At 55.4% G+C, this 289-nt stretch carries 1 rRNA gene; it reads right to left on the bottom strand.

Annotated features, from left to right (window positions below):
* Positions 1–289 (bottom strand): 16S ribosomal RNA (locus tag CBX98_RS26075); the annotation flags it as partial.

Here is a 289-nt window from a genome sequence, read left to right as displayed (position 1 = left end):
CATCTGACTTAACAAACCACCTGCATGCGCTTTACGCCCAGTAATTCCGATTAACGCTCGCACCCTCCGTATTACCGCGGCTGCTGGCACGGAGTTAGCCGGTGCTTCTTCTGCAGCTAACGTCAAACGAGCACGCTATTAACGTACCCGCCTTCCTCACTGCTGAAAGTGCTTTACAACCCGAAGGCCTTCTTCACACACGCGGCATGGCTGCATCAGGCTTGCGCCCATTGTGCAATATTCCCCACTGCTGCCTCCCGTAGGAGTCTGGACCGTGTCTCAGTTCCAG

This window comes from Vibrio sp. T9 (genome assembly GCF_003123985.1).
Lineage (GTDB): Bacteria > Pseudomonadota > Gammaproteobacteria > Enterobacterales > Vibrionaceae > Vibrio > Vibrio diabolicus.
The sequence above is the reverse complement of the archived record's forward strand: the minus strand, read 5'-3'. Positions and strand labels throughout refer to the sequence as shown.